The 21,368-nt window shown below is 64.7% G+C and carries 22 protein-coding genes and 1 tRNA gene; 11 read left to right on the forward strand and 12 right to left on the reverse strand.

Going from position 1 to position 21,368, the window contains the following annotated elements; all coding sequences use genetic code 11:
* Positions 1-85: 85 nt before the first annotated feature.
* On the reverse strand, positions 86-1,330 hold the full coding sequence (locus ACZ89F_RS32795) for a M24 family metallopeptidase (protein ID WP_476096346.1): 1,245 nt from the start codon (positions 1,328-1,330) through the stop codon (positions 86-88).
* Between the two features lie 181 nt (positions 1,331-1,511).
* Positions 1,512-1,586, reverse strand: a tRNA-Gly gene (locus ACZ89F_RS32800).
* A gap of 190 nt (positions 1,587-1,776) precedes the next feature.
* Here ACZ89F_RS32800 and ACZ89F_RS32805 point away from each other — a divergent pair.
* The 4 genes from ACZ89F_RS32805 (at position 1,777) to ACZ89F_RS32820 (ending at position 4,388) form a co-directional block, all read left to right on the forward strand.
* On the forward strand, positions 1,777-2,274 hold the full coding sequence (locus tag ACZ89F_RS32805; protein ID WP_476096347.1) for a prolyl-tRNA synthetase associated domain-containing protein: 498 nt from the start codon (positions 1,777-1,779) through the stop codon (positions 2,272-2,274).
* An 84-nt stretch (positions 2,275-2,358) separates the two neighbouring features.
* Positions 2,359-3,360, forward strand: a complete 1,002-nt coding sequence (gene trxA, locus ACZ89F_RS32810; protein ID WP_476096349.1) for a thioredoxin — start codon at positions 2,359-2,361, stop codon at positions 3,358-3,360.
* A 98-nt stretch (positions 3,361-3,458) separates the two neighbouring features.
* Complete coding sequence (locus ACZ89F_RS32815) at positions 3,459-4,130, forward strand: LON peptidase substrate-binding domain-containing protein (RefSeq protein WP_476096351.1); 672 nt, start codon at positions 3,459-3,461, stop codon at positions 4,128-4,130.
* A gap of 9 nt (positions 4,131-4,139) precedes the next feature.
* On the forward strand, positions 4,140-4,388 hold the full coding sequence (locus ACZ89F_RS32820) for a Trm112 family protein (protein WP_476096352.1): 249 nt from the start codon (positions 4,140-4,142) through the stop codon (positions 4,386-4,388).
* A 109-nt stretch (positions 4,389-4,497) separates the two neighbouring features.
* On the opposite strand, the gene ACZ89F_RS32825 is transcribed toward ACZ89F_RS32820, so the two are convergent.
* From ACZ89F_RS32825 to ACZ89F_RS32835, 3 genes are read right to left on the reverse strand one after another with little or no spacing between them, the layout of a single operon-like run.
* Positions 4,498-7,851, reverse strand: a complete 3,354-nt coding sequence (locus ACZ89F_RS32825) for an error-prone DNA polymerase (protein WP_476096354.1) — start codon at positions 7,849-7,851, stop codon at positions 4,498-4,500.
* On the reverse strand, positions 7,848-9,326 hold the full coding sequence (locus tag ACZ89F_RS32830; RefSeq protein WP_476096355.1) for a DUF6504 family protein: 1,479 nt from the start codon (positions 9,324-9,326) through the stop codon (positions 7,848-7,850). Before ACZ89F_RS32830 ends, ACZ89F_RS32825 begins: the two co-directional genes overlap by 4 nt.
* The gene (locus tag ACZ89F_RS32835; RefSeq protein ID WP_476096356.1) at positions 9,268-10,290 is read right to left on the reverse strand and encodes an ImuA family protein; all 1,023 of its coding nucleotides are present in this window, start codon (positions 10,288-10,290) and stop codon (positions 9,268-9,270) included. Before ACZ89F_RS32835 ends, ACZ89F_RS32830 begins: the two co-directional genes overlap by 59 nt.
* Before the next feature lie 181 nt (positions 10,291-10,471).
* Between ACZ89F_RS32835 and ACZ89F_RS32840 the strand changes: the two genes are divergently transcribed.
* On the forward strand, positions 10,472-10,894 hold the full coding sequence (locus tag ACZ89F_RS32840) for a metallopeptidase family protein (protein WP_023763026.1): 423 nt from the start codon (positions 10,472-10,474) through the stop codon (positions 10,892-10,894).
* A gap of 290 nt (positions 10,895-11,184) precedes the next feature.
* On the opposite strand, the gene ACZ89F_RS32845 is transcribed toward ACZ89F_RS32840, so the two are convergent.
* Both ACZ89F_RS32845 and ACZ89F_RS32850 read right to left on the reverse strand, forming a co-directional pair.
* Positions 11,185-11,391 (reverse strand): DUF1737 domain-containing protein, encoded by a 207-nt coding sequence (locus ACZ89F_RS32845; RefSeq protein WP_027046018.1) that lies wholly within the window; start codon positions 11,389-11,391, stop codon positions 11,185-11,187.
* 49 nt (positions 11,392-11,440) lie between these two features.
* Entirely contained in the window at positions 11,441-12,322 is an 882-nt protein-coding gene (locus ACZ89F_RS32850) for an HpcH/HpaI aldolase/citrate lyase family protein (protein WP_476096358.1), read from the reverse strand.
* 482 nt (positions 12,323-12,804) lie between these two features.
* Between ACZ89F_RS32850 and ACZ89F_RS32855 the strand changes: the two genes are divergently transcribed.
* The 5 genes from ACZ89F_RS32855 to ACZ89F_RS32875 are packed head-to-tail and all read left to right on the forward strand — an operon-like array spanning position 12,805 to position 17,994.
* Complete coding sequence (locus ACZ89F_RS32855) at positions 12,805-12,960, forward strand: hypothetical protein (protein ID WP_476096359.1); 156 nt, start codon at positions 12,805-12,807, stop codon at positions 12,958-12,960.
* A complete protein-coding gene (locus tag ACZ89F_RS32860; RefSeq protein WP_476096360.1) occupies positions 12,957-14,507 on the forward strand; it encodes a DUF4153 domain-containing protein in 1,551 nt (516 codons plus the stop codon). The genes ACZ89F_RS32855 and ACZ89F_RS32860 overlap by 4 nt, the downstream gene beginning before the upstream one ends.
* Positions 14,508-14,510: 3 nt before the next feature.
* Positions 14,511-15,203, forward strand: coding sequence for a response regulator transcription factor (locus ACZ89F_RS32865; RefSeq protein ID WP_476096361.1), 693 nt, complete (start codon positions 14,511-14,513; stop codon positions 15,201-15,203).
* On the forward strand, positions 15,194-16,789 hold the full coding sequence (locus ACZ89F_RS32870; RefSeq protein WP_476096363.1) for an ATP-binding protein: 1,596 nt from the start codon (positions 15,194-15,196) through the stop codon (positions 16,787-16,789). Before ACZ89F_RS32865 ends, ACZ89F_RS32870 begins: the two co-directional genes overlap by 10 nt.
* Before the next feature lie 38 nt (positions 16,790-16,827).
* Entirely contained in the window at positions 16,828-17,994 is a 1,167-nt protein-coding gene (locus ACZ89F_RS32875; RefSeq protein ID WP_476096364.1) for an NAD(P)/FAD-dependent oxidoreductase, read from the forward strand.
* Here the strand turns inward: ACZ89F_RS32875 and ACZ89F_RS32880 are convergent.
* The 5 genes from ACZ89F_RS32880 to ACZ89F_RS32900 all read right to left on the reverse strand — a co-directional run bounded on the left by ACZ89F_RS32880 (position 17,991) and on the right by ACZ89F_RS32900 (position 20,599).
* A complete protein-coding gene (locus ACZ89F_RS32880) occupies positions 17,991-18,722 on the reverse strand; it encodes a DUF72 domain-containing protein (protein ID WP_476096366.1) in 732 nt (243 codons plus the stop codon). The two genes, ACZ89F_RS32875 and ACZ89F_RS32880, sit on opposite strands and share 4 nt — an antisense overlap.
* 76 nt (positions 18,723-18,798) lie before the next feature.
* Positions 18,799-19,263 carry an SRPBCC family protein gene (locus ACZ89F_RS32885; protein WP_476096367.1) on the reverse strand — a complete coding sequence of 155 codons (465 nt, stop codon included), beginning with the start codon at positions 19,261-19,263 and terminating at the stop codon, positions 18,799-18,801.
* A 71-nt stretch (positions 19,264-19,334) separates the two neighbouring features.
* Positions 19,335-19,781: an SRPBCC family protein gene (locus ACZ89F_RS32890; RefSeq protein ID WP_476096369.1), complete on the reverse strand. Its 447-nt coding sequence runs from the start codon at positions 19,779-19,781 to the stop codon at positions 19,335-19,337.
* The gene (locus ACZ89F_RS32895) at positions 19,781-20,098 is read right to left on the reverse strand and encodes an ArsR/SmtB family transcription factor (RefSeq protein WP_476096371.1); all 318 of its coding nucleotides are present in this window, start codon (positions 20,096-20,098) and stop codon (positions 19,781-19,783) included. The genes ACZ89F_RS32890 and ACZ89F_RS32895 overlap by 1 nt, the downstream gene beginning before the upstream one ends.
* A 75-nt stretch (positions 20,099-20,173) precedes the next feature.
* Positions 20,174-20,599 carry a GNAT family N-acetyltransferase gene (locus ACZ89F_RS32900; protein WP_476096373.1) on the reverse strand — a complete coding sequence of 142 codons (426 nt, stop codon included), beginning with the start codon at positions 20,597-20,599 and terminating at the stop codon, positions 20,174-20,176.
* Between the two features lie 126 nt (positions 20,600-20,725).
* Here ACZ89F_RS32900 and leuD point away from each other — a divergent pair, with 126 nt between their 5' ends.
* Entirely contained in the window at positions 20,726-21,331 is a 606-nt protein-coding gene (leuD, locus tag ACZ89F_RS32905; RefSeq protein WP_023810900.1) for a 3-isopropylmalate dehydratase small subunit, read from the forward strand.
* Positions 21,332-21,368: the final 37 nt, after the last annotated feature.

The following is a 21,368-nucleotide window of genomic DNA, read 5'->3' on the forward strand; positions in this document are numbered from 1 at the left end:
GCGTCCGCTTCGCTCCCGCTCCGCCCGTGGATGACGAAGACGGGAATGCTCCGGCCAATCTCCGGCGTTGCAGACCTGAAGCCGGCTAACCAATCGTCTCCAGCCGCCTCGGCAGGCGGTTCATGGCAACAGGTCCGTCCGGGGTGATCAGGAACTGGTCCTCGAGATTGAAGCTGGCGAGGCCGTCGATGTAGAGCGGGATCTCGAAGGCCAGCACCATGCCGGCATCGATCACGACATCGCTGTCGGCAGCGATGAAGGGCCATTGTTCTGAGAAGACCGACTGGCCGACGCCATGGCCGAAATGACCGCGGCGGTAGGAGCGCAGCCCTTGCCGCGCCAGGCTTTCGGTGGCGACGCGATGCACATGGGCGAGCGTGTTGCCGGGGACAAGGGATGCCAGCCCGTCCTCGAAGGCCTGTTCGGCGATCGCATGCAGTTCGGCCTGCTCGGCGGATGGCGGTCCGAAGGTGAAGTTGCGCGACATGTCGGAGGCGTAGCCGCCGACCGTGCAGACCATGTCGCACTTCAGCGGATCGCCAGGCATGGCTTTCGCATCGGTGCTTTTGAGCCGGGCGCCGAGCGTCACATATTCGGCTGTGGAGACCGGATGGGACAGGCCTGACGCGGCCGTGGCGACGCCTTGCCGATAGAGGGCAATGAGATCGGCCTGACGCATGCCGGCCATCGCATCGACCTGCAGCCGCTCCAGCCCGGCTTCGGACAGGATGATGCCTTGCTGCAGCAGGTCGATCTCGCGCGGCGACTTGATGGCCCGCAACCCGTCGAGCACGGCCGAGCCGTCGACCATGGTGCAGGCCGGCAGCAGCGCCTGCATGGCAGAGAAATCAGCGGCTGGAATAAAATCGAGATCGACGCCGATCCTTGCGCGCTCGAGCCCGAACCCGGTCAGGATCTGCTTGAGCTCATGGACGGAATTGGCCAGCTCGAATGTCGCGGGCCGGGTAATGGCAGGCGTCCAGCCGGACGAGCCAAAGCCGGCCACGATGCGCCGCGCCAGCCCTTGCGCTGGCCTCGAGGCGTCAAAAGTGGCCGTTTCGATCCAGATCGGGTGGCTGCGGATGACGGCGTCGGACAGAGCCCGTTGCAGTTGTCCTGCATTGAAATCCGCCACCACGACGCCCATCGGGAGGTCTCGGCCAGCCGGGATGACGACGAAGCCGGCGCCGGCGCGCCGGAACAGTCCCGCCGGGCCGATCGAGGCGCCGGTCGCATAGTGAAAGGCCTCGGGTGCGCACAGCACCAGCGCCTCGATACCGGCGCGGTCCATCAGTTGGGCCGCACGCTGGCGGTCGACAAAGCCTGTCACCAATCTTCTCCGGACGTCAGAAGTGGTATCGGAGCATTCCGGGCATCGACGTTCAAGAGGGAAATACCGGGTAAGCGATCGACACGCCCATGGGTGCCTATCGCCAAACTTGTGCTGCCCAGAAAACGAAAAAGCCGCGGCGGACCGCGGCTTTTCGATGCTTGACTTCCCAGAAGGAAATTGGAGCGGGTGAAGCGATTCGAACGCTCGACCCCAACCTTGGCAAGGTTGTGCTCTACCCCTGAGCTACACCCGCTCGCACGGCATCTTGGCCGCAAGCCGGGCCTATATGGCTGAAGAGCGCGGCGATTGCAACAGGGAAATCGCAGGCTTTTTTGCGACGCGAAGGGCGGTGCCGCTCACCGTGATGTCGCATGACGGTCTTGTGTCGGCCGCCCCATTGGCCGTAAACGGCTTGGCTGAGAAACCGGACGAAGACGAAACCGATGCCGAAGACCGAAGCCGACCTTTTTGCCTTTCTCGCCGATCTCGGCATCGCCGTGTCGACGAAGCGCCATCCGCCGCTCTATACGGTCGCCGATTCGCAGGCGCTGCGTGGCGAAATCGCCGGCGGGCACACGAAAAACCTGTTCCTGAAGGACAAGAAGGACAATTTCTTCCTGGTCACCGTTGGCGAGGACGCGGTCGTCGACCTGAAGCAGATCCACCAGGTGATCGGCGCCGCCGGCCGCGTTTCCTTCGGCAAACCGGAGATGCTGATGGAGCTGCTCGGCGTCACGCCGGGCGCGGTCACGGTCTTCGGCGTCATCAATGATACGGCAAACCGGGTCAAGCTCGTGCTCGACAAGGATTTGATGGAGCATGCGGTGATCAATGGCCATCCGCTGACCAATGAGGCGACGACATCGATCGCAGCGAGCGACCTGATCAAATTCGTCGAGGCAACCGGGCACGATGCTGCTATCTTGAAAGTTTCCACGTGATCGCCACATGGATGGCTTGAGTCAGATGGTCTGAAGCATGTGGCGCCTGGCTGCCGGCCGGCCGCGCCACGGAAGGGTAAAGAAATGAGCGACAACAATCCGTTTGGCGGCCCCTTTGGCGGCAATGGTGGCCAGTACACCACATCCGTGCAGTATGGTGGAACCGCGCCGGCGCCGGCGAAAGTCGCGCTTGGCGATGCGCCCGCCGCCCCGGCCGATGTCATCAAGGACACGACGACCGCCGCCTTTGCCGCCGATGTCATCCAGGAATCGCGCCGCCAGCCGGTGCTGGTCGATTTCTGGGCGCCCTGGTGCGGACCTTGCAAGCAGTTGACGCCACAGCTGGAGAAGGCGGTCAAGGCCGCCGGCGGCAAGGTCAAGCTGGTCAAGATGAACATCGACGACCATCCCTCGATCGCCGGCCAGCTTGGCATCCAGTCGATTCCCGCGGTCATCGCCTTCAAGGACGGCCAGCCGGTCGACGGCTTCATGGGCGCCATCCCGGAGAGCCAGATCAACGAATTCATCACCAAGGTCGGCGGCAAGGGCGATGGCGCGCCGCCGGTGGCCGAGGCGCTTGCCGCAGCGACCGAGGCGCGCGACGCCGGCGACATGCAGACCGCGGCCGACATCTATGACGCCATCCTGGCGCAGGCGCCGGAGACGATCGAGGCAATCGCCGGGCTGGGCGAGCTGTTGTTCGAGGCCGGCGACACGGAAGGCGCCGAGGCGCTTTTGGCGACAGCCCCGGAAGCCAAGAAGGATGCGCCGCCGCTGGCCGCCTTGCGCGCCAGGATAGCGTTGGCCGCGCAAGCGGCAGCGCTTGGCAATCCGGCCGAGTTCGAGCGGCGGCTGGCGGAAAATCCTGCGGATCATCAGGCGCGTTTCGATCTGGCCATGATCCAGAACGCCAACGGCGACCGCACGGCGGCCGCCGACAATCTGCTGGCCATCATCAAGGCCGACCGCGCCTGGAACGAAGACGGCGCCAGGACGCAATTGCTGCAGCTGTTCGAGGCATGGGGCATGACCGACGAGGCGACGCTTGGCGCGCGCCGCAAATTGTCGGCGTTGCTGTTTTCCTGAGCCGGTTGTTTTGCCGCACGGGCTTGGCGTCGGCGATGACCGCGCCAGATAGAACAGGGAATTGACGCGCTTCCTTGTGGCGCGATCGGAGGAATGAGGTGCAAGCGGGAAACGCGCATTACCGGCTCGCCAAGGATTTTCCGTCGACGATCCCGATCTTTCCGCTCGAGGGTGCGCTGTTGCTGCCGGGAGGCCGCATGCCGCTCAACATCTTCGAGCCGCGCTATCTGCAGATGGTGGACGAGGCCATCGCCGGCTCGCGGCTCATCGGCATCATCCAGCCCAGTCTCGACGGCGCCTTGCGCGACGACGGCGAGCCGGAGCTCTGCAATGTCGGCTGCGCCGGGCGAATCATTGCCTTTTCCGAGACCGGCGACGGCCGCTATCTGATTTCGCTGCAGGGCGTGTGCCGGTTCCGCATTGCAAGCGAATTGACGGTCAAGACGCCGTTTCGCCAGTGCAAGCCAGCGGCTTTCCTTGCCGATCTCGATGAGGACCAGGCGGCCAACGAGATCGACCGGCCATCGCTGCTCAAGGCATTTCGCGCCTATCTGCAGGCCAACGACCTGGAGGCCGACTGGGAAAGCGTCAGCCGGGCCGAAAATGCCATGCTGGTCAATGCGCTGTCGATGATGGCGCCCTACGGGCCGGCCGAGAAACAGGCGCTGCTCGAAGCGGCCGACCTGAAGACCCGGGCCGAGACGCTGATCGCCATCACAGAAATGGCGCTGGCACGCGAGAATGAGGATTTTGGCTCGAGCCTGCAATAAGAGGGTGCGATGGCGGCGGATGGACGTGACGGGAAGAAGGCCAATGTCGATCCCAAGCTGCTGGAGCTGCTGGCCTGTCCGCTGACCAAGGGGCCGCTGGCCTGGGACCCGGAGCGCGGTGAACTGGTCTCGCGGGTCGCCAAGCTCGCCTATCCGGTGCGTGACGGCATCCCGATCATGCTGCCCTCGGAGGCGCGGACGCTCTCCGTGGAGGATGTGCTGGCGCCACCGCCGCCGCGCCTGAGCGGGCCGAGCTGAGGGGCAGAGCGCCCCCTCTTTCGTCATCCTCGGGTCTCCGCGACGTCGCTTCGCTCCTGCTCCGCCCGTGGATGACGAAAGTAAGGATGGCGCGGCCGTAGGGAGCTGCCTACTGAAAATTACGCCCCTTGGGCATGACCTGTTCCGCCTCTTCCGACAGCGTCGCGATGTCCTGCCGGATCGGCGTGTTCCCTATAGCGGGTCGATTGGAGCGATCGGGCCCCCTGGCAGCGCGTTCCGCAGGACCGGCAACCGCCGGTGCGGCCTCGCTGACCTTCTCCAGAAGCACGGTCAGCCAGGGCGTCAGATCCTCGATCTTCTCGGCGACGATGTGGACCACATCCGATTCCGACTGCAGTTTCCCGGTGACCTTCACGAACCGCGCGCCCATGATAACAGGCCGGTATCGGTCGAAGGTTCTTTGCCAGAAAATGACGTTGGCGACGGCCTTGTCGTCTTCCAGCGTCAGGAAGATCGCGTTGCCCTTGCCGGGGCGCTGCCGCACCAGCACGAGGCCGGCAACGGTGACACGCCTGCCGTCGCGCACGGAAGGCAGGTTCGCATTGGGCGTGACGCCGGCCCGGTCGAGCCGCTCGCGCAGGAAGGCGACCGGATGCGCCTTCAGCGACAGGCCGAGCGAGCGGTAATCGTGGATGACATGCTCGCCAAGCGGCATTTTCGGCAGCTTCGTCTCGGGCTCCAGCTCGCGCAGGCGGATATCCTTCTGGTCGAACAACGGCAGTCTTTCGGCGGCACTCTTGCCGTCGAGCGCACGCACCGCCCACAGCGCCTCGCGGCGGTCGAGGCCGAGCGAACGGAAGGCATCGGCCTGCGCCAGCCGCTCGATCTCGTCGACATCGAGGCCGGAGCGCAGCCAGACATCCCGGACGGTCGAGTAGCCTGAACCGCGCCGCTCGACGAAAGCCTCCATGCGTTCCTTCGACAGGCCCTTGATCTGCCTGAAGCCGAGCCGCAGCGCATGGTTCGTCTCGATGACGCCGCGCATTTCGGCATGGCGCGCGAGAATGCGAGCCGGATCGAACAGGGATTCCTCCAGCGTGCAGTCCCAGACCGAGAAATTGACGTCGACTTCGCGGATGTCGACACCATGGTCGCGCGCGTCGCGGACGAGCTGGGCCGGCTGGTAAAACCCCATCGGCTGCGAATTCAGGATCGCGGCGCAGAACACGTCGGGATAGAAGGTCTTGAACCAGCAGGAGGCATAGACGAGCAGGGCGAAGGAGGCAGCGTGGCTTTCGGGAAAGCCGTATTCGCCAAAACCCTCGATCTGCTTGAAGCAGCGCTCGGCGAAGTCCTTGGTGTAGCCCTTGCCGACCATGCCATTGATCATACGGTCGCGGTAATTGCCGATGGTGCCGGTACGCTTGAAGGTGGCCATGGCACGGCGTAATTCGTCGGCTTCGCCCGGTTTGAAACCACCGGCGACGATGGCGATATTCATAGCCTGTTCCTGAAACAGCGGCACACCCAGCGTCTTGCTGAGAATCGCCTCCAGCTCCGGTTTCTGATATTCGGGTTTTTCCTTGCCTTGCCGGCGGCGCAGATAGGGATGGACCATGTCGCCCTGGATCGGGCCCGGCCGCACGATCGCCACCTCGATGACGAGATCATAAAAATTGTCTGGCTTGAGACGCGGCAGCATCGACATCTGGGCGCGCGATTCGATCTGGAAGACGCCGAGCGTGTCGGCGCGGCAGATCATCTTGTAGACCTGCTTATCCTCCGGCGGCAGGGTGGCCAGCACATAGGGCTGCCCATACGGGTCCCTCGCCTTCGGATAATGCTCGGTGAGCAAGGTGAAGGCGCGTTGCAGGCAGGTCAGCATGCCGAGCGCCAGCACATCCACTTTCAGGATCTTCACCGCGTCGAGATCATCCTTGTCCCACTCCACCATCTTGCGCTGGTCCATCGCCGTCTTGACGATGGGCACGATCTCGTCGAGCCGGTCCCTGGTGATGACGAAACCGCCGACATGCTGGGACAGGTGGCGTGGAAAACCCATGATCTCGTTGGCACGCTCCATCACGTGCCTCGACACCGGGTCGGTGCGGTCGAGGCCGCCGGCCCGGGCTTCCTTCTCGCCAAGTTCCGATGTCGACCAACCCCAGATCGAGCCAGAAAGCGATGCCCTGACATCCTCGGACAGGCCCATCGCTTTCGACACTTCGCGCAGCGCCGAGCGGCCGCGATAGCTGATGACGGCGGCGGCAAGTGCTGTGCGCTTGCCGCTGTATTTCTCGTAGATGTACTGGATTACGGTTTCGCGCTTCTCGTGCTCGAAATCGACGTCGATGTCTGGCGGTTCGTTCCTTTCCTCGGAAATGAAGCGCTCGAAAAGAGAATCGATTTTTTCCGGCCCCACTTCGGTGATGCCGATGCAGAAGCAGACGACCGAATTGGCGGCTGACCCACGTCCCTGGCAGAGAATATCCTTGCTGCGCGCGAACTTGACGATGTCGTAGACGGTCAGGAAATAGCGGGCATAGTTGAGGCGCTCGATCAGAGCGAGCTCTTCCTCGATGCGCTTGGTCACGGAAGCCGGCACACCCGCCGGGTAGCGGTTCGCCGCCCCCTCACGAGCCAGCCTCGCCAGTTCGGCCTGTGGGCCAAGACCCGATTCCGTCGGCTCGTCCGGATAATTGTACTGGAGGTCGCCAAGCGAGAAGGTCAGTTCTTCCGCAAACCGCAGCGTCTCGGCCAGCGCCTGCGGATGCCTGCGGAACAGGCGCGCCATTTCCATCGGCGGCTTCAGATGGCGTTCGGCATTGGCGGTGAGTTGCAGCCCGACCTCGGCGACGGGGGTGTTGAGGCGGATCGCGGTCAGCACGTCCTGTAGCGGGCGCCGTTCGGCCGTGTGGTAGAGAACATCGTTGGTCGCCATCAGCGGAATGCCGGCGCTCTCGGCCATCGCCGCTGCCTGCTCGATCCGGAAACGGTCATTGCCGGCATAGTCGGGCGAAACGCCAAGCCACAGGTTCCGGCCGAAGCGGCCCTTGAGTTCTCGAAGCAAAGCGAGACCGTCTTGCGCTCCCACCGTCAGATCGGGCAGGACAGCCAGCGACATCAGGTCACCCCATTCGAGGAGGTCGCTGCGCTGGAGAAGGGTGGCGCCCTTTTCGTTCTCGTCGCGCAGATTGGCCTGGGTGAGCATGCGGCAGAGATGCCCCCAGCCCTTGCGGTCCTGGGGGTAGGCGAGAATGTCCGGCGTGCCGTCGCCAAAAACCAGCCGGCAGCCGGGATGATAGGACAGCTTTTCGACCTTGGCCTGCTGCCAGGCGCGCACCACGCCGGCCACCGTGTTGCGGTCGGCAAGTCCGATCGCGGAGAAGCCGAGAAGCTTGGCAGCGACCACCAGCTCCTCCGGCTTGGAGGCGCCGCGCAGGAAGGAGAAATTCGACTGGATGCCGAACTCGGCATAGGGAATGACGGTCAGCGCGTTCATGCAAAAACCCCATGCAGGAACCAGCGCGGCGGCACCTGCGAGGCGCCGCCGTAAAGGCCTTGCCTATAGAGCCAGTAACGGCGGCCGTCGGCATCCTCGATGCGGAAATAGTCGCGCGTCGATGCAGCTTCATCGCTCGCTGCCTCGCGCCACCATTCGGCGGCGATGCGTTCCGGCCCCTCGGCCCGCGTGACGCGGTAGAGCGCGCGCCGCCAGCGGAAGTTCAGCGGCGGGCCTTCAGGCATTTCAGTGGCCGGCACGTCGATGGGTTCGGGCGAGCGGAACAGCCGGATCGGCCGTTCCGGCGGAAAAATGGTCATCGGCGCCCGCAGCCTGTCCGGCTTCTTCGGCGGTGTGGTCCGGCGCGGGGGTTCGGTGAAGGGGATCGTGACGACGGCGCGCTCCGGCAGATGGCTTTCCACAGTGACCGGCTGCAGCACCGCGCCCTCGCCGAGCCGGGCGCGGATGCGGTCGGCGAACAGTGCGATATCGGCGCCGTCATCGGTCACCTCGCCGGCAAGGTCGGCCTGCTGCATGTCGAAAGCGGCTGATGTCAGCACCGAAAGCCGCACCAGATCGAAGCCGTAGCCGGCATCGATATCCTGTTCGAGGGCGGCCAGCCGCTCATGGAACAAGCGCTGGATCAGCCGGGGTTCGCGCATCGGCCGCGAGGTGCCGATGGCGATGCGGCTGACGGCGCCGTCGACGCGAAAGAGCAGCAGCGCCAGCGTCCTGGCGCCCTCGCCGCGGCGCTCGAGATCGGTTTTCAAGGTCGCCGCCAGCATGCCCACCAGCCGTTCGATGTCCTCGGTCAAGGTGACGGGCTCGGCGAGGTGGCGTTCGACCGAAAGCGGCGCGACGGGCAGGCGCGGCGACACCGCTTCGTCGAGGCGGCCAAGCGCCTGGTCGAGGCGCAGCAGCAGCAAGGCGCCGAAGCGGCGGGCGAGCGGCGCGCGCGGCGCCGCCATGACGGCGCCCGCCGTGCGCAGGCCGACGCTTTCCAGGCTGGTGCGGGTTGCCGGCTCGATGCGCAGTGCGGCGAGCGGCAAGGGCGCGAGCAGTGCTTCTTCCTCGCCGCAAGGCACGATGCGGTCGCCGGCAAAGCGTGCCGCCGCCCATGCAGCCCCCGGTGTCGCGGCAAGCCCGGCGCGGACATCGAATCCCTGGTGGAAGAAACGCGACAGGATGTCGTCCAGCATGGTGCGTTCGCCGCCGAACAGATGGGTGCAGCCGGTGACGTCGAGAAACAGGCCGTCCGCCCCGTCCAGCGCCACCAGCGGCGTGTAGCGGTCGCACCAGTCGGCTAGGCCTTCGAGCAGGCGGCGGTCGGCCTCCGGATCGGCCTCGACGACGTCGATCGACGGATGCATGGCGCGCGCATCGGCGATGCCCATGTCGCGCTTCAGGTGCAGCGCTTCAGCCCGCTCGTCGAGGGCCGAGATGCGCTGCGCGTTGCGGTCGCGATGGCTGATCACGAGCGGCGGGTGAGATGGGTGATCCGACGGCCGGGAACGCCAGGACCGCCCCAGACGCTGCCGCAGGATCCTTTCCACCGCCAGATAGGGAAACCAGAGGGACAGGATTCTTTGCCCGGTCTCTTTCCCCGCCTGTTCTTTCGTCAAATGCGCGTTCATCGGGGTTCCACTCCAGTGTGAATTGTCCAGGCAAGGCCGTGCGGCTCTTGCCGACGGTGAGGGTGAAGGCCGGGCGGCCGATCGAGCCGGCGAGCGGCCCGGCGATGGTGGCGCGCGGCGCCGCCGGCGCCGACGCGACGATGAGGCGGACGGGGGCGGCCGTTGGCTCGGGCTCGGCCGCCTGCCGCAGCAGGAACACCGGCCGGCCGGCACCTTGCGCCCTTGCATGCAGCCGGCGTGTCGCGGTCAGGTCCAGCCGCTGCGGATTGCCGCGAATTTCCAGGATGACCGCGGCGAGCGCCGTCATCCGGGCCGCCTCCTCGGCGACCCAAAGCGCATCGACAAGCCTTGGCGCCTCGGAAAACAGCAATTGCCCCGGCTCGATGCCGAAGGAGGCATGCAGCCCCCTGGCATAGGGAAAGCCAGCTTCGCGGAAGATTTCCGTGGTCCCGATCCACAGCACCGGCAACCCCGGCCTTTGCTTGAGGATCAGGCTGGTAAGCGACAAAGCGAAGCCGGCGACGGCCCCGGCATCGCGGGTTTCCAGCCCATGGATTTCGCTCAAGGCGGCCTTCGGCAGGCCACCGCTCAGGGCGGCATCGAGGCGCTCGACGCCGATGGGCAGGAACGCATCCGGCAACGCCACGGCAATGCCGCGCCGGACGATTGTGAGATCGGTGTTGACGTCAGCATCGGAGGTCGCGGCGGCCGGCGCAGCCAAGCGCTCGGGCAGCGTTCCCTCGATCTTCGCGATCTGGCGGCGCAGGGCAAAAACAGTCTCCCGCGCCACGGCGGTCATCGCCATGACGGTCAGCTTCCACTCACAATTGTTCCTGTTATGTTCTTATAGATTCCAGAGCGCATCCCAAGAGTCAAGCAGACTCATGGGGAATTTATTCCTCTCCACCTGGATGTGCAGGCGCATCGGCCCGTTCATTTGCCGATTACGGCGTGAAAGCCTATATGCCGGGATCAAAGGATAAAGCATGGCCCGCATCTACAAGACCCGCACCTGGCACGACGAACTCTCGCCCTCGATGGACGAAATGGAGTTCCTGGCGCTGGAGGCCTATGCCCATCTGCCGGAGGACTTTCGCAAGCTGACCGGCGAAATCGTCATCCAGATCGCCGAATTCCCGACCGACGAGATCATGGACGACCTGTCGCTGGAAACGCCCTTCGACCTGCTCGGCCTGTTCGAGGGGCGCGGCATCGCCGAACGCTGGAATCCGCAGACCGGCGAGGGCCCGAACCGCATCACGCTCTACCGCCGCGCCATCCTCGACTACTGGTCCGAGAATGAGGAAACGCTGGGCGACATCGTCACCCACGTGCTGATCCACGAGATCGGCCACCATTTCGGCCTGTCGGACGATGATATGGAGAAGATCGAAGAGGCGGCGGAGTAGCCCTGCACCTTCGTCATCCTAGGGCGGAGCAAGGAGCGAAGCGACGCGGCGCAGACCCTAGGATCCATACCGTGATGATAGTGTAGTGCACCCACGGCGCAGAATCGAACACTCACCATGCGGTTCCAGATAATGTGTCGGGCCGTGATCCCTAGGGCTTTGCCTATCCACTAATCCTCGTCCGCCGTGCTCTTCGACTGATGTAACGGCATGGATCCTAGGTCTGCGCGACGCCGCTTCGCGGCTGCTCCGCCCTAGGTGACGAAGGGTGGGGTGCTTCAGCGAAAAGCCTACCAGTCGCTGAGCTTGGTGTCCGGCCCGTATTCCTGACCATCGATATCCTTGACCACGGCCTGGCCGCAGCGCATCGTTTTGGCCTTCTTGTCGTAGGCATAGGTCGGCGAGCCGAACAGGTGCCAGCCCTTGTTCAGCGCCGCCGTCACCTTGTGGCAAAAGCTGGCGTCGTCCGGGGCGGTCAGGAAGCGGTAGAGTTTCATTTTTCAGTCCTGTCGTGAGTGCCCATAGCCCGCGAGCATAGGGTTGATATCATGCGCCGATGGCGGCCGCCTTCGCCAGCAGTTTTTCGGCCTGCGCCAGGTGAAGACGCTCGACCATCTTGCCATTCAGCGCGATCACGCCCTTGCCGGCATTTTCCGGCAGCGCGAAAGCTTGCCTGACCAGGCACGCATCGGCCACTGCTTCCTTGGACGGCGCGAAGGCGCGGTTCGCGGCTTCGACCTGGGCCGGATGGATGAGGCTCTTGCCGTCGAATCCCATGGCGGCCGCCTCGGTGCACTCATGGGCGAAGGCATCGAGGTCGCGAAAATCGTTGGAGACGCCGTCGACCATGTCGATGCCGCCGGCACGCGCGGCCAGCACCATCTGCATCAGCCATGGCACGAGGTAGCGCCGGTCGGGTGTCGCCAGCACGCCGGTTTCCTTGACCAGATCATTCGTTCCGGCAACGAAACAAGAGAGCCGAGAGGCCGGATCACGGCCAAGCTCGGCGATGGCGCCGATGTTGAGCAGCGCCTTGGGCGTCTCGATCATCGCCCACAGTTTCACGCTGTCGGGCGCAAAATTGTCGTCGAGCACATCGCCGGCCTCGAGCAGGTCGCGCGGCGTGTCGACCTTGGGCAGAAGGATGCCGTCGGCTTCGCAGCTTGCGGCGGCCAGCAGGTCGTCGGCACCCCATTCGCTGGCCAGCGCATTGATCCGCACGACCATATCGCAGCGGCCAATATGGGCTGGGCGGTTGGCAAAAATGCCGGCCAGTTTTTCGCGCGCGGCGATCTTGTCGGCTGGGGCGACGGCATCCTCCAGGTCGATGATGATCGCGTCGCAGGTGAGCTGCGCGATCTTGGCCAAGGCCTTGTCGTTGGAGGCCGGGATGTAGAGCACGGAGCGGCGGGGGCGATAGGTTTCCATGGATGATCTATGCCGCCTGTGGGGGATGGAGGCAAGCGGGCAGGGTTAGGCTTGTGAGACGAGCAATCGTCGAAGCTGGCGCCGCCCCTCATCTGCCTGCCCTCCCCCCAGCAGTTGCGGAAGAGGTCCTTCCTCTCCCCCGTCGATCGGGGGAGAGGTGTCGAGCGAAGCTCGACGGAGTGGGGGTCGACCCCCCTCCCTGTCGCGGTGCCGGAAGATTCTCGCGCCTAATGCCCTTCCTATGTCCGTTCGCGGCGATTGCCAGGTGGTTCCCCCACTCCGTCTCGGCTTTGCCGAGCCACCTCTCCCCCCTCCGGAGGGAGAGGAAAGGAGCCTGGCTGGGGCGGCGCCAACGTCCGGAAAGGATGGTGGGCAGCGCATCAGCCCTGAAGCGCAGCCTCTGCACGAAAACTGCACACGCCTGCCGAAAACCTCCTCGGATCCGCCGTATCGCTTCCCTGCCGGCCTGCGAGACAGGCGGCATGCAAAAGCGAGCCAAACTCCGTCTGCCTTATCGACTGCGCAACGAAGGCTGGTGGCTGGCCGATCCGCCGCGCGCGACGGCGATCCTCATTCCCTTTGTCCGCAAGAGCCCGCCGGCAATCCGCCGGGACGCCATCAGGAAAGCCAGGTCATGACAGCGTTGTTCTCCGCCGCGCCGAGCTATTGCAGCCGCTTCGGTGTCGCCATCCTGCTGGCTGCACTTGCGGATTTTCTCTTCTACGGCCAGCCCGCCGGCATTACGGTTTTCCTGTTCGCCCTGCTGATCGCCGCAGCTGTCGTGGCCGTGCACCCGGCAGCGTTCAGCGACGGCAGGGTCTGGCTCAAGCCCGCTGCCCTGCTTCTCGCGCTGCTGCCGCTGGCTGAAAATGTCAGCGCCCTGTCGGTCTCGATCGCGCTGGCGGCCCTGGTCGTCTTCGCGCTATCGCTGAGCGGGCGGCTGCGGCACAGCATCGCGCGCATTGCCGGCCAGATCGCGCTGTTCGGGCTGGCGGCGCCGTTCCGCTTCGCCAGTGATTTTATCCGCTGGCGCAAGACGGCGCGGCGCTTCGGCCGCCGCCGGGTCCGCCTGGCGGCGATCGCCGTCTGGGCGATGCCGCTGACCCTGGGCGCGGTCTTCCTGGCGCTGTTCGGCGCCGCCAATCCGGTCATCGACTACTGGTTGTCGCTGATCGACCTCGTGAGGCTGCTCGATCTCATCCAGCTTGCGCGGATTGCCTTCTGGCTGTTCGTGCTCGCCGGTGTCTGGGCTTTTCTGCGGCCACGCCTGCCGCGCCTGGTACGCCGCATTCCGCGCGTGGCGCCGGCGGCTGCCATCAGCGCTCAAGCCGAGAAAACCGTCACCACCATCGAGGACATCCTGTTCGGCAAGGCAGCCATCCTTCGCGCGCTTGTCGTCTTCAACATCCTGTTTGCGCTGCAGACCGGGCTCGACGCCGCCTATCTGTGGGGCGGGGCTGCGCTTCCCGACGGGCTGAGCTACGCCTCTTACGCGCATCGCGGCGCCTATCCCCTTGTTGCCACCGCGCTGCTTGCCGCCGGCTTCGTGCTGGCGGCGCTGCGGCCGGGCAGCGAGACATCGGCCGATCCGATCATCCGCCGGCTGGTCTATGCCTGGGTGGCGCAGAACATCATGCTGGTCGTCTCGTCGATCCTGCGGCTCGACCTCTATATCGGCATCTATGCGCTGACCTACTGGCGCGTTGCCGCCTTCGTCTGGATGGGGCTGGTGGCATCAGGCCTTGCCCTGATCATCGCCCGCATCGCGCTCGGAAAATCCAATGAATGGCTGCTGTCCGCCAATCTTCTGACGTTATCTCTGACGCTTTATGCCGGTTGTTTCATCAATTTCGCAGCAACGATCGCCAATTACAATGTCGACCACTCCTTCGAAATGACCGGCCAGGGCATTTCCCTCGACGCCTGGTATCTGCGCTCGCTCGGCCCGGGCGCGTTTCCGGCGCTCGACCGCTTCCTCGATCATCAAAGCCGGACGGCCGCCGCCAATGATCCGGTCTTGCGCCAACTCGTCGGGTTGCGCGGCAGCGACGAAGGCTGGTATCGCACCCAGCAGCAGAACTGGCGGGCCTGGAGCTTTCGCGACTGGCGGCTGCTCGGATATCTCGACACCAGGGGGCCGTTCGTGGTTCCTGACCGCATCGAACCTTCCATGCTGGGCCGCTGATCCATGCCGCATCACATCCTCGTCGCCGACGATGATCCGCATATCCGCGAAGTGATCTGCTTTGCGCTGGAAAAGGCCGGCATGAAAACGCTTGGGGTGGCCGACGGTGCGGCTGCCCTGCAAGCGATCGGACGGCGCACACCTGACCTGGTCGTGCTCGACATCGGCATGCCGGAGATGGACGGGCTGGAGGTCTGCCGGCGGCTCAGGCACACATCCGATGTGCCGGTGCTGTTCCTGTCCGCGCGCGACGAGGAGATCGACCGCATCCTCGGGCTCGAAATGGGCGGCGACGACTATGTGACGAAACCGTTCAGCCCGCGCGAGCTGGTCGCCCGCGTCAACGTCATCCTGCGGCGCGCCCGCCCGGCGGTGTCCGAACCGGCCGACGACAGGCAGTTCTCGCATGGCAAACTGGCTCTGGCGCCGGCCAGCCATGCCGCCAGCTTCGACGGCAGGCCGCTTGCCCTGACGGGGATAGAGTTCTCGATCCTGAAAGGGTTTCTGGCGCGGCCGGCGCATGTGCTCGACCGCGACGCGGTGATGGCCAGCGCCTATGCCGGCAACATCCATGTCGCCGGCCGCACCGTCGACAGCCATATCCGCAACATCCGCGCCAAGCTGGCGGCAGTGGGTTGCCCGGATGTTATCGAGACCGTGCATGGCGTCGGCTTCCGGCTTGGCCGATGCGGCTGACGAGCAAATGGATCGGCCGCAAATGGCGGCCTCGGCTCGCCACGGTCGTCGTTGCCATCCTGATCCTGGTGATGGCCTTGCCGCTGGTCGGCCTGTTCTTCTTTCGCCTCTACGAGAACCAGCTGATCCGCCAGACCGAAGCCGAGCTGATCGCGCAAGGAGCGGCCATCGCCGCCATCTATGCGCAGGATGTGCGCGACGCCGGCATCCCGCCGGAAAAACTCGGTGCGCCGATGCCGGGGCCAAGCGGGGAGTCAAGCCGAAGCGTCAATCCTGACCCGCTATACAGGCCGATCGAGCCGCAACTCGATCTCGCCTCCGACTATGTCCTGCCGACCCGGCCGTCGGCCATGCCAGGCACCGCCGATCCCGCCTTCGCCGCGATCGGCGCGCGCCTGTCCGGCATTCTCGACGCCACGCAGAAAACCACGCTGGCCGGCTTCCGGCTGCTCGATCCCACAGGCGTTGTCATTGCCGGGCGCGGCGAGGTCGGGCAGTCGCTTGGCGAGGTCGAGGAGGTGCGCGCAGCACTTGCCGGCCGCTATGCCAGCGCGCTCAGGCTGCGCATCCCCGACCAGCCGGCGCCACCGCTCTATTCGGTCAGCCGCGGCACCAAGGTGCGTGTCTTCGTCGCTTTGCCGGTGGCCGTCGACGGCAAGGTCGCCGGCGTGGTCTATGTGTCGCGGACGCCCAACAACATCATAAAACATCTCTATGGCGAGCGCGGCAAGGTGACCTTGGCGGCGATCGCCATAATCGGCGGCACGCTGCTCATCGGCCTGGTCTTCCTGCGCACCGTCAGCCGGCCGATCTATGCGCTGATCGACCGCACGGAGCGCATCGCCGCCGGCGATCGCGCGGCGATCCGGCCGCTCGACCACCATGGCACTCGAGAGATGGCGGAGCTTTCCGCCGCTTTCCTCGACATGGCCGAAAAGCTGCAGGCGCGATCGGACTCAATCCAGACTTTTGCCACCCATGTCTCGCACGAACTCAAATCGCCGCTGACGGCGATCCAGGGCGCGGCCGAGCTGCTGCGCGATTCAGGCAGCGCGATGGACGATACGGAGCGGCGGCGCTTTTCCAACAATATCGTCACCGATGCCGGGCGGCTCAATCTGCTGGTGCGCCGCCTGCTCGACCTGGCGCGCGCCGAAAACCTTGCGCCGAGCGGCGAAAGCACCTCGATCGGTGCGGCGTTAGCGCTGCTTCCCGTCGACACCAGACTGGCGGTCCGCGTCGAGGTCGGCGGCGAGATCGGGTTGCGCATATCGGCCGAGAACGCGGCAATCGTGCTGGCCAATCTCATCGACAATTCGGCGCGGCATGGCGCGACGCTGGTTTCAATCACTGCCGCAAGTGCCGGTGGCAAGGCGACGGTGCTGGTCAGCGACGACGGCGCCGGCATTTCGCCCAGCAACCGGTCGCGCATCTTCGAGCCGTTTTTCACCACGCGGCGCTCTACCGGCGGCACCGGCATGGGTCTCGGCATCGTGCTGGCCCTCCTGAAAGCGCATGATGGTATGATCGCGCTGGTTGACTCCGAACGCGGCACGCGCTTCGAGATCATTTTGCCAGCCGCGTGACCCCGATCAGCGGCTCGAATCGGAAAGGGCATAAAAGCGTGCGCTACGACATCGTCATCATCGGTGGGGCTATCGTCGGCTCCTCGGTCGCCTATTATCTGCGCGAGGAAGGGTTTTCCGGTTCGATCGCGCTGATCGAGCGCGATCCGCAATTCGCGCATGCGGCAACGACGCTGTCCCTGGCCTCGATCCGCCAGCAATTCTCGATCCCGGAAAACATCCGCCTGTCGCAGTTCACGCTAAAGCTGTTCCGGCGGCTGAAGGAAGAATTCGGCGCGGATGCCGATATCGGCTTTCGCGAGGGTGGCTATCTGATCCTTGCCGGCGAGAACGGGCTGCCGATCCTCAAGGCCAATCACGAGGCGCAGATGGCCGAGGGCGCCGACATCGTGCTGGAGGACGCGGAGCAGCTGGTGCGCCGCTTCCCGTGGCTGTCGGCCGAGGGCATCACCGCCGGCGCCTATGGCCGCAGCGGCGAGGGCTGGTTCGACGCGCATGCGATGCTGATGCTGTTCCGCAAGGCGCTGCGGCAGAAGAAGATCGATTTCATCACCGCCGGTGTCACCGGCATCGGGCGGCAAGGCGACCGTGTCACCAGCGTCAGCCTCGACAATGGCGACAGGCTGGAAGCCGGCATCGTCGTCAACGCCGCCGGGCCGAATGCCGGCAAGGTGGCGGCCCTTGCCGGGCTGGCGCTGCCGGTCGAGCCGCGCAAGCGCAACGTCTTCGTTTTCGAGGCGCGCGAGAAATATGCCGACATGCCGCTGCTGGTCGATCCCTCCGGCATCTATGTCAGGCCGGAAGGCTCGGTCTACCTCACGGGCGGCGCCGAACCGGAAGAGGGCGACGGCCCGGCGGCCCCCGGGGATTTCGAGGTCGATTGGCCGCTGTTCGAAGAGGTGATCTGGCCGGCGCTGGCGACCCGCATTCCGGCCTTCGAGGCGATCAAGCCGACCCGCGCCTGGGCCGGCCATTACGACTACAACACGTTGGACCAGAACGCGGTGATCGGTCCGCATCCCGAGGTCGGCAATTTCATCTTCGCCAACGGTTTTTCCGGCCACGGCCTGCAGCAGGCGCCGGCGGTCGGCAAGGCGTTGGCGGAACTCATCGTCCATGGCGGCTATCGCACGGTGGATTGCTCGGCGTTTGGCTATGGCCGCGTCGCGGAAGGGCGGGCATTTCGGGAATTGAATGTGATTTAGCGAAGCATCGCATCGATGGCGAGAGCGTTGCCGAGCGCGTGCCCCGATGCGGTGTTGTCGAAAATGCACCAGACCTCGGCGCTGGAAGCGGCCGCTGCTTTCACCTGCTGCCCGATCCGGTCGAGACTTTCGGCATCGTAGTCCGAATAATAGACGCGCGGCACGCCATGCCAGCGGAAATAGGCAAGGCCGGACCAGCCGCCCGGCATCGCCGCCGCAGGGACCGGAGCCGGGTCGGCGGCAACACGCGCAATCCTGCGGCTTGCCAGAAGCGCTTCTGCCTCCGCTTCGAACCAACTGGGATGGCGCGGCTCGCATACCAGCCTTGCCTGGGTTCGCTTTCCCAGCATGTCGAAGAAACCACCTGCGGCGCTTACCTCGAAGGGCAAACTCGGCGGCAGCTGCACCAGAAGCACGCTTAGCTTTTCGCCGAGACCTTCAACCTGTTCGAGAAAGGCGTCGACAAGCGTCTCGCAGCCGACGAGACGATGCTCATGGGTGATGGTCTTGGGCGTCTTGACGGCAAAGCGGAAATGCTCCGGGACGGAACCCGCCCAGCGCTCATAGGTCTCGCGGCGGTGCGGCTTGTAGAAGGAGGTGTCGATCTCGACGATTGGAAGGCGTCGGGCGTAGCGTTCGAGATGCGACCCAGGTTGCGGGAAGTCTTCCTTGTGTCGGGTTGGAATTCCCCAGCCGGCCGTGCCTATGAAATACCCCTGCTTTTCCATGCATGGGATGTGGACCAGATGAGGTGCGGGTCAAGGCGAGGGTGCGTGAAGGGCCGCTCTGCCACCGACCCGCTGCTCAAGCCGCCGCCAGTCTTCCAGCCTCGACATACGCCTGCAACCAGGCCAGCACGCGTCCCCAACCCTCGGCATGCTCGGTGGCCGCTTCGCTCAGCCCGGAAAAACCGCCATGGCATATGGTGAGGCGTGTGCCCTCGGCGATCGGCTCCAGCAGCCAGGCAATCGTCGTTTTCCGTCGGCCAAGTGTTGGATGGTCCCATGCATAGGCCCGAGTCTGCACGATCTGGCGTGGCGCCTCGATGTCGAGGAACTCGCCACTGGCCGGCAGGTCCCTGCCGCCAGCCGTCCGGACAACAACCGTCCAATGGCCGCCGACGCGAAGGTCGGCCGACCAGTCGACCATCCGGTAGGTAGCGGCAGACCCCCACCATTGCTCGACTTCCTTGCCTACCAGCGCCCTGAAGATGCGTTCCGGAGGCGCTTCGATCTCGGCGGATGCCATGATCGTTTCGCCATTGGTCATGCTGTGAACCCTGGCAATTTGCATCTTGGATGCCTCCACGTTAAATTTGTTTCGTTATCGAAACGAGGCCTTCATCCTTTTGATGGCGGACGCTCAAAACCCTTGCCGGTCTCGAGCAGGCTCTTCAAGTTGGCCAACACCAGCGGCCAGCCCTTGGCGACGTTCCCGATCAGGCTGTGCGGCCCGTCCGCTTCATGGGTGACGGCAAGCTTCATCAACTCGCCGTCCTGCTCGATGATGAAGGTGCAGCGCGTGTAGCCGTCGGCCTTCACCTCCGGCATCCATTCATTGCGCCATTTGATGACCAGGCGTCTGGGCGGGTCGATCTCGAGGATTTCGCCGCTGTCCGCAACGCGCCCGTCCGGGAACATCAGCTTCCAGCTGGAGCCCACTTTCCAATCGCTCTCCTGATAGGAGCAGAGAAAGAACTGCCGGTTGAACTCCGGCTCGGTCAGCGCCTCCCAGAGCTTTTCGGGCGTGGTGCGGATGTAGGTCACGTAGACGAACTTGTTGCTCATCAGTCTTCCCTTTCGAGGCGTTTCTTCAAGTCGCCGAGAGCGGTCAGCCGCCCCCGCTCGAATTTGCCGATCCAGCGGTCGGCGATCTCGTTGATGGGAACGGGATTGAGGTAATGCTCCTTCTCGCGCCCCTTGCGGACGGTGGTGACGAGGTTGGCCTCCTCCAGGATCGCCAAATGCTTGGTCACCGCCTGGCGCGTCATGTCCATCTCGGCGCACAGCGCGTTCAGCGTCTGCCCGTTCCTGGCATGGAGGCTGTCCAGCAACTGCCGGCGGGTCGGGTCGGCCAGGGCGCGAAAGACGGCATCCATGCTCATGGCTTAATATGCAACCAAATGGTTGCATGTCAAGTGACCGAGAGCATCAGGAATGTCACGGCTTTGTGAGGAGCGTCAGCCCTTGCGGGAGAACCAGAAGGCGTCGGCCATGCGCTTCATGCCGATGCGATCGTAGAAGCCGACGGCGTCGGGCATGGAGATCAGGCTGATGGCGACGGACGGACCGAGTTGCCGCCGCGCCTCGTCCATCAGGCCCTTGCCGATGCCGAGCCCCTGCGCCGACCGGGAAACGGCGAGTTCGGAGATGTAGCAGACCCAGGAAAAGTCGGTCATCGCCCTGATAACGCCAATCAGCGGCTTGCCCTCCACGTCGAGGCGCGCGGTCAGCACCAGATTGGCGCCCGCCAGCATCGCCTGCAACCGCACAGCTTCATCGACGGGGCGTGTCTCGCCGAGGCCGGATTCGATCAGAACGCGGCGAAATTCGCCGATATCGAGCGCGGCTTCGCGTGCATAGAGGACGTGCGAGTTTTCTGCCATGACACGCAGATTGCACCATCGGGCTGGCTTGTGCCACCGCGCACAAACAGTTGCCTTTTATTTGCCGTCGGCTTTGTGTAAACCGGCGTCAGCAAATCCTCCCGCAACGAAAACACGGGCAAAGCCATGGAAAAATTCACCAAGCTCACCGGCGTCGCCGCTCCAATGCCGATCGTCAATGTCGACACCGACATGATCATCCCCAAGGATTATCTGAAGACGATCAAGCGCACCGGGCTTGGCACCGGCCTGTTCGCCGAAATGCGCTACAAGGACGACGGTTCGGAAAATCCGGATTTCGTGCTCAACAAGCCGGCCTACCGCAAGGCGCAGATCCTGGTCGCCGGCGACAATTTCGGCTGCGGCTCGTCGCGTGAACACGCGCCGTGGGCGCTGCTCGACTTCGGCATTCGTTGCGTCATCTCGACATCGTTCGCCGACATTTTCTACAACAACTGCTTCAAGAACGGCATCCTGCCGATCACCGTCAGCCCCGAGGATCTCGAGAAGCTGATGGACGATGCCTCGCGCGGCTCCAACGCCACGGTGTCGGTCGACCTCGAGGCCAAGGAAATCCGCGGCCCGGATGGCGGCGTGGTCACCTTCGACCTCGACGACTTCAAGCGCCACTGCCTGCTCAACGGGCTCGACGACATCGGCCTGACCATGGAGAAGGCCGGCGCCATCGCTTCGTTCGAGAAGCGCAACGCCGAACAGCGCCCCTGGGCCTGAGCGGCACGCTCCCGGGTGGATTGGCCCCGGCCGCCTT

This window comes from Mesorhizobium sp. USDA 3734 (assembly GCF_056279665.1).

Coding starts and splice junctions, on each gene's coding strand:
- ACZ89F_RS32805 (WP_476096347.1), top strand. CDS start 1,777: ATGCCGAAGACCGAAGCCGACCTTTTTGCCTTTCTCGCCGATCTCGGC.
- trxA (WP_476096349.1), top strand. CDS start 2,359: ATGAGCGACAACAATCCGTTTGGCGGCCCCTTTGGCGGCAATGGTGGC.
- ACZ89F_RS32820 (WP_476096352.1), top strand. CDS start 4,140: ATGGCGGCGGATGGACGTGACGGGAAGAAGGCCAATGTCGATCCCAAG.
- ACZ89F_RS32825 (WP_476096354.1), bottom strand. CDS start 7,851: ATGAACGCGCTGACCGTCATTCCCTATGCCGAGTTCGGCATCCAGTCG.
- ACZ89F_RS32835 (WP_476096356.1), bottom strand. CDS start 10,290: ATGGCGATGACCGCCGTGGCGCGGGAGACTGTTTTTGCCCTGCGCCGC.
- ACZ89F_RS32840 (WP_023763026.1), top strand. CDS start 10,472: ATGGCCCGCATCTACAAGACCCGCACCTGGCACGACGAACTCTCGCCC.
- ACZ89F_RS32845 (WP_027046018.1), bottom strand. CDS start 11,391: ATGAAACTCTACCGCTTCCTGACCGCCCCGGACGACGCCAGCTTTTGC.
- ACZ89F_RS32850 (WP_476096358.1), bottom strand. CDS start 12,322: ATGGAAACCTATCGCCCCCGCCGCTCCGTGCTCTACATCCCGGCCTCC.
- ACZ89F_RS32855 (WP_476096359.1), top strand. CDS start 12,805: ATGCAAAAGCGAGCCAAACTCCGTCTGCCTTATCGACTGCGCAACGAA.
- ACZ89F_RS32860 (WP_476096360.1), top strand. CDS start 12,957: ATGACAGCGTTGTTCTCCGCCGCGCCGAGCTATTGCAGCCGCTTCGGT.
- ACZ89F_RS32865 (WP_476096361.1), top strand. CDS start 14,511: ATGCCGCATCACATCCTCGTCGCCGACGATGATCCGCATATCCGCGAA.
- ACZ89F_RS32870 (WP_476096363.1), top strand. CDS start 15,194: ATGCGGCTGACGAGCAAATGGATCGGCCGCAAATGGCGGCCTCGGCTC.
- ACZ89F_RS32880 (WP_476096366.1), bottom strand. CDS start 18,722: ATGGAAAAGCAGGGGTATTTCATAGGCACGGCCGGCTGGGGAATTCCA.
- ACZ89F_RS32885 (WP_476096367.1), bottom strand. CDS start 19,263: ATGACCAATGGCGAAACGATCATGGCATCCGCCGAGATCGAAGCGCCT.
- ACZ89F_RS32890 (WP_476096369.1), bottom strand. CDS start 19,781: ATGAGCAACAAGTTCGTCTACGTGACCTACATCCGCACCACGCCCGAA.
- ACZ89F_RS32895 (WP_476096371.1), bottom strand. CDS start 20,098: ATGAGCATGGATGCCGTCTTTCGCGCCCTGGCCGACCCGACCCGCCGG.
- ACZ89F_RS32900 (WP_476096373.1), bottom strand. CDS start 20,599: ATGGCAGAAAACTCGCACGTCCTCTATGCACGCGAAGCCGCGCTCGAT.
- leuD (WP_023810900.1), top strand. CDS start 20,726: ATGGAAAAATTCACCAAGCTCACCGGCGTCGCCGCTCCAATGCCGATC.